At 72.6% G+C, this 5,437-nt stretch carries 5 protein-coding genes; 1 reads left to right on the forward strand and 4 read right to left on the reverse strand.

Annotated features, from left to right (window positions below):
- Positions 1-59: 59 nt before the first annotated feature.
- Positions 60-1,040 carry an NAD(+) diphosphatase gene (gene nudC, locus MXD58_RS18880; RefSeq protein ID WP_248836363.1) on the reverse strand — a complete coding sequence of 327 codons (981 nt, stop codon included), beginning with the start codon at positions 1,038-1,040 and terminating at the stop codon, positions 60-62.
- Between the two features lie 336 nt (positions 1,041-1,376).
- On the opposite strand from nudC, the gene MXD58_RS18885 reads away from it, so the two are divergent.
- The gene (locus tag MXD58_RS18885) at positions 1,377-2,708 is read left to right on the forward strand and encodes a cation:proton antiporter (RefSeq protein WP_248836362.1); all 1,332 of its coding nucleotides are present in this window, start codon (positions 1,377-1,379) and stop codon (positions 2,706-2,708) included.
- Positions 2,709-2,814: 106 nt separating this feature from the next.
- On the opposite strand, the gene MXD58_RS18890 is transcribed toward MXD58_RS18885, so the two are convergent.
- The 3 genes from MXD58_RS18890 to MXD58_RS18900 form a co-directional block, all read right to left on the reverse strand.
- Positions 2,815-3,600 (reverse strand): enoyl-CoA hydratase/isomerase family protein, encoded by a 786-nt coding sequence (locus MXD58_RS18890; RefSeq protein WP_248836361.1) that lies wholly within the window; start codon positions 3,598-3,600, stop codon positions 2,815-2,817.
- A gap of 747 nt (positions 3,601-4,347) precedes the next feature.
- Complete coding sequence (locus MXD58_RS18895) at positions 4,348-4,737, reverse strand: allophanate hydrolase-related protein (protein ID WP_248836360.1); 390 nt, start codon at positions 4,735-4,737, stop codon at positions 4,348-4,350.
- A partial coding sequence (locus MXD58_RS18900) for a GntR family transcriptional regulator (protein WP_250609654.1) occupies positions 4,737-5,437 on the reverse strand: 701 nt, incomplete at its 5' end. The genes MXD58_RS18900 and MXD58_RS18895, both read right to left, overlap by 1 nt.

The following is a 5,437-nucleotide window of genomic DNA, read 5'->3' on the forward strand; positions in this document are numbered from 1 at the left end:
CCGCGGCGCACTGCCGCGGTGCACGCGCCGCTCCTGCGCGGCGGGATTGCTGGCCGAGGTCAGCCGGCGGCGAGCCAGGAGTCAATCATGTTCCGGGCGATCGAGATGCGGCCGGGCAGCAGGAGCAGGGGCGGCCCGTTCTCACCGCTCGCGTCCCCGCTGCCCGGCTCGTTGCGCCAGTCGCCGCGGGCCACAGCGTGGCGCAGCTCGTCGCGGGTGACCCAGGTCGCCTCGCAGATCTCGTCCTCGTCCAGGCGCAGCGGCTGGGCGGGGTCGGCGACCGCGTGGAACCCGACCATCAGCGACCGGGGGAACGGCCATGCCTGGCTACCCAGGTAGCGGATGTCGGTGACGTCCAGCCCGACCTCCTCGGCGATCTCGCGGGCCACGCAGGACTCCAGCGACTCGCCGGCCTCGACGAAACCCGCGAGCACCGAGAACCGCCCGGCCGGCCAGGCGCCGTGGCGTCCCAGCAGCATCCGGTCGGCGCCGTCGTGCACCAGGACGATCACCGCCGGGTCGGTACGCGGATACTCCTCGTGCCCACTGGCCGTGCAGGTCCGGACCCAGCCGGCGTTGGACAGGCGGGTCGCTGAACCGTCGCGGGTGCAGAATCCCGCGCCGCCGTGCCAGCGGACCAGGGCGACCGCGGCGGCCAGCAGGGTGCCGTCCAGGGCACCCAGCTCACCGCCGAACGCGTGCGGGTTCAGCCAACGCACCTCCGGACCGGCGCCGGCCCCCGCCTGGTCACCATGCAGCGCCCAGTAGGCGACGCCGTCGGCCTCGCCGAGCAGCAGCGCGTCCGGCGGCGGCGATCCGGCCAGCTCGGTCGCGGCCCGGGTCCACAGCCGCGGCTGCGTGGAGTGAGCAGACGCCGGCTCGGGCCAGACCACGGGAACGCAGGAGTCGGCGTCGACGATGAGGACCCGGGCGCCCGCCCAGCCGTCCTTCTGACGCTCGGCGTCCCGCCTCAGATCCTCGTCCCGAAGCAGCGCGGCACCGGCGAACGTCGGCGTCCGAACCAGCTCGAAATGTGTCATAACCGCACCCTCCAGCACATGTCGCACGACCACCGTACGCGGGCACGGGCGGCGCCGAAGCGCTCGCTGGCCGGGCGTCCGCCGGGCGGCGCGGCGGGTCGCGCGACACCAGCGATCCGATTTCACCAGCAGCGCACCCGCGCGCGCGAGCGACGAAGAACGCGCCGGAGGCATTCCTACGAACCCGCACCGGCGATCACACCGCACTGCGATACTGGTCGCCAGCCGCAGCATTTCTGTCACTCGCCCGCGCCGCCTGGCGGGAATGATCGGAGGCTCGACGTGGTCGGCGACTTCCCCGAGACATTAGCGGCAACAGCCGCGGCGACAAAGCCGGTGGCCGCTATTCCGCCGCACAGTCTCCTGGTCTTTCTGCTGGCCGTCACCACCCTGTTGACGGGAGCGCTGCTGCTCGGCCGGCTCGCCGAACGGATCGGGCTGCCGGCCATTGTCGGCGAGCTGGCCACGGGCGTCCTGCTGGGGCCATCGGTGTTCGCGAAGGCCGCGCCGGACGCCGCGCACTGGCTTTTCCCGACCGACCCGAACCAGTTCCACCTGGTGGAGGCGGTGGGCCAGCTCGGGGTGATCCTCTTCGTCGGCCTGACGGGCACCGAGATGGACGTCCCCGGCGTCCTGCGACGCGGGCGGGCCGCCGTGCAGGTGAGTCTCGGTGGGCTGCTCGTCCCGCTCGGGCTCGGTATCGCCACCGGCCTGCTGCTGCCGGCCGGCCTGCTCTCCGGTGACGTCGACACCGGCGTCTTCGCGATGTTCCTCGGCGTGGCCATGGCGGTCAGCGCCATTCCGGTCATCGCCCGGATCCTCGTCGACCTGAACCTGCTGCACAGCCGGACGGGTCAGCTGACGCTGGCTGCCGGCACCGTCGACGACGCCGTCGGCTGGCTGCTGCTCTCCGTGGTGTCGGCGCTGGCCACGACGGGGGTGCGCGCCGGCAACGTGCTCATCTCGGTGGGGTGCGTCCTCGCCACCGTGGCGGTCGCGGTCGTGGTCGGGCGTCCGGTGGCCGAGGCGGTACTCGGCTGGACGGGCCGGCGCCGGGCGCTCACCGACTCGCCGGCCGCCGCGGCGAGCCTGGCCTGCGTCGTGATGATCCTCGGGGCCGCCGCGGCGACGCAGGCGCTGAAGCTGGAGGCGATCTTCGGGGCGTTCGTCGCCGGCATGGTCATCGGCTCCCGGCGGTCCTTCGATCCCCGGCTGGTCACGCCTCTGCGGCTGGTGGTGACGGGGGTGCTCGCGCCGCTGTTCTTCGCCACCGCCGGCCTGCGGGTGGACCTGACCGAGCTGGGGCGCCCCAGCGTGCTCGCGGCCGCCGCCGTCGTGCTCGTCGTCGCCGTAGCCGGGAAGTTCCTCGGCGCCCTGCTTGGCGCCCGGGTGAGCCGGCTGAGCTGGTGGGAGTCGCTGGCGCTCGGCGCGGGTATGAACGCCCGCGGGGTCGTGGAGATCGTCGTGGCGGGTACCGGCCTGCGCCTGGGCGTCATCAGCCCCGCCGGTTACACCGTCGTGGTGCTGGTGGCGGTGGCCACGTCGGTCATGGCGCCACCGCTGCTGCGCTGGACCGTGACCCGCGGAGACCTCGCCGGCCCCACCGAGCACGCGCCCGCCGCGCCCCCCGCGCAGCGCGGCGATGGCGTCCCGGTGCCGACGTCCTAGCCGGCGAGGTGAACCGGCCGGCGAGGTGAACCGGCCGGCCACATGAACTGGCCGGCCACATGAACTGGCCGGTCACATGAACTGGCCGGTCACATGAACTGGCCGGTCAGTGGAACTTCGGCGCCCGTTTGTCGATGAAGGCGGCGGCGCCTTCACGACCGTCTGTCACCGCGCAGGCGGCGATGCCGCGTGCTTCCAGTTCCAGCTGCGTCTCCAGGCTGTTGTCGAACGTGTCCAGCAGCAGCCGCCGGATCGTGCGGTGCGAGTCCGCCGGTCCGGCCGCCAGGCGCTGGGCGAACGCCAGCGCCTCGCCCGCGAGTTCGCCGGCGGGTACGACGCGGGTGACCAGACCCCAGTCCAGTGCCTCGGCGGCGGACAGCCGTCGATTGGTGTAGAGCAGTTCCTGGGTGCGGCGTAGGCCGATCAGGCGGGGCAGTGCGAACGTCGTGCCGCCGTCCGGGCTGAGCCCGACGTTCGTGTAGGCGAGCGTGAACGTCGCCGTGTCGGCGGCGAGAACGAGGTCGCCGGCGATCGCGAGCCCGACCCCGGCGCCCGCGGTCGTCCCGTTGACGGCGACGACGAGGGGCGCGTCGAGCCGGGCCAGCGACGTCACGGCGCGGTGCAGGAGGTCGGCGAGCTTCTTCGTCTCGGCGCCCGCGCGCTCGCCGTAGCCCACCATCTCCTTCACGTCACCGCCGGCGCAGAAGAACCGGCCGGCACCGGTCAGGAGCACCGCCCGGACGGCGGGGTCCTCAGCGCAGTCATAGGCGGCCTGACCCAGCTCGGCGGCGAGTTCCTGGCTGATGCCGTTCGCGGCGTCGGGGCGGTTGAGGGTGATGATCGCCACCGCCCCATCGCGCTCGACCGTCAGCGTCCGCGGCTGTGGGCTCATCGGCGTCTCCGTTCGGGGTTGTCGGTTGTCAACACACCTACCAGCATTCGCCGTCAGACGCGGCCTTTGCGACCGCTATCCGGCACCGGCCAGGCCGGGACAGCGACGTCCTACCACCGCCCTATCACAGCTCGCCACGACCGGCCGAGAAGGCGTCGAGCATTGCCTGCCGGGCTCACCCGATCATAGGGAGAACAACCGAAAAATCCATGATTCGGCAGGTCAGAGCCGCCACACAGGAAAAAGCGTCGGTACGCCCAGGTTACGCACAGTCAGTCCACCTACCGGCCAGCCGACGCGGCTATCGTCGGCGACTCGGCCAGCAAAATCTGAAAGGAACACGGCCGGGCCACTCAAGAGACTTTCCCCCGCCGCCCTGACCGAAGAAGTCGCGTAATTCGATTCAGCCCCCGCGTTCAAGAGCCAAATACCGACAGGAATTCGAGCGGTGTCGGTTCGCGCTTCGGCGCGGCGCGGCGCGACGCGGAAATGTTTCACCGCATCCCGGCGAATTCAGAGAAAGTCGGGACGGGAATGTCTGGTCGCCGTCGCACGATTCGCCGGCAGGTGACGGGGGATCCGGGAGAGCCGACCGTCAAGCCGGAGCTGGACCGCCGGAGTCGCCCGGCCGGCGGCGGCGCGTGGGAACGTCTCCACGCCACCGGTGCCCGCATCGGCGCGGCCTGACACGACCACGCGGGCGGGCATCCGGTGATCGGGGCGCTCCCGGATGCCCGTCCGGGCCGGCTAACGCACGTTCAGGCCGCGCTCCGCGAGGTAGCCGAGCCAGCCGCTGGAATGGCGGATCTCGACCCGGCCGGCGAGGGCGTCCGCGCGAGCCCGCATGCTCAGCGAGCCGCTGCCGTCGGCCAGTTCGATGACGGTCAACTCCAGCTCGGGCGGCTCCAACGGCAACAGCCGGTCCCGCAGGACGGCGTAGCTGACCTCGTAGAGCTCGCCGGGCACCGGATAACCGCCGGTCGTCACCGGTTCCAGGCCGGGAAACTCGTCGTCGAACGACCAGAACCGGTAGCGGGGCGCCGTGTGGACCCGGCCGAGGAACCGGGCGGCCGCGAGCGGGCCGTGGATCGACCCGCCGCTCATCGCCTGCCCGTTGACGAACATCCGGACGCTCATCAGCGGCCTCGCTCGGCGATCGTGGTGTCGCCACCGACCGGTGCCCGCCGCGGCCCACGCCCGGCGCCGTCTGCCTCGCCGCGCACCGCGTGCGCCAGCACCGCCGCCACCGCGTGCTCCTCGTCGCCGCCGGCCAGGGCCACGAGCAGCTGACGGTGCTGCTCGACCGGCTCGTAGCCGGCCTGCTGCACGTAGTCGTCGGTCGGGTAGAGGAAAGCCTGCGACTCCATGAAGCTCGACGTCCGCTCGCTGAACGCCGCCCGGTTGATGGCCATGTGCAGGTCCAGGTGGGCCATGGCGAACGCCGAGCTGCCGATGCCGCCCTCGTGCAGCGCCCGTTCCAGCGGGCCGAGCCGCTCGTGGATCGGGTCCCAGTCGATCTCGTCGGCCCGCCGGCTGATCAGCCGCGCGACGACCTCGTCGAAGGCGACGCGTAGCAGGTGCATCTCCGCGCGCTCCCGCGGGCCGACCGCGCAGACCTCCAACTGCCCGCGGCGGATCCTGACGACGAGCCCCTCGCTGGTCAGCCGTTGCAGGGCCTCCCGCACCGGCGTGCGGCTCACGGCCAGCTCCTCGGCGAGGCGGTCCTCCACCAGGCGGGCGCCCGGGGCGATCTCACCGGTCATCACCGCCTGGCGCAGGTAGCGGTAGACCCGGCCGCGGGCGGTGCCGTCAGCGCCCGCGCGCCCGGGCCCCGCGG

Origin of the sequence: Frankia sp. AgKG'84/4, assembly GCF_023242965.2 — a bacterium.
Lineage (GTDB): Bacteria > Actinomycetota > Actinomycetes > Frankiales > Frankiaceae > Frankia.